At 74.7% G+C, this 245-nt stretch carries 1 protein-coding gene; it reads left to right on the top strand.

Annotated elements, in window-relative coordinates:
• Positions 1–41 precede the first annotated feature (41 nt).
• Positions 42–245 (top strand): SRPBCC family protein (locus tag SB660_RS22980; protein ID WP_410584838.1); only part of this gene is annotated, 204 nt, incomplete at its 3' end.

Raw genomic sequence — 245 nt, 5'->3', positions numbered from 1 at the left:
CATCCCGGTCGCCGTGCCGTCCACCTGCCGGGGAGCCGCCGATGAGCCCGTCGATCCACCACCAGTTCCAGATCGCCGCCGCGCCCGAAGTGGTCGCCAGCGCGCTGACCGAACCGGCCCACATGGCGCGCTGGTGGACGCGCGAGGCCGAGGGCGAGGGCGGCCACGTGCAGCTGGACTGGAGCGCGCACGGCTGGCAGGTGGAGCTGGACGTGCTGCACGAACCCGAGCGCCGCCGCGTGGTC

Origin of the sequence: Bacillus sp. SIMBA_005 (assembly GCF_046535585.1) — a bacterium.
Taxonomy (GTDB): domain Bacteria; phylum Bacillota; class Bacilli; order Bacillales; family Bacillaceae; genus Bacillus; species Bacillus pumilus.
Note: the sequence above shows the minus strand (reverse complement) of the source record. Positions and strands in the feature narration are given on the sequence as shown.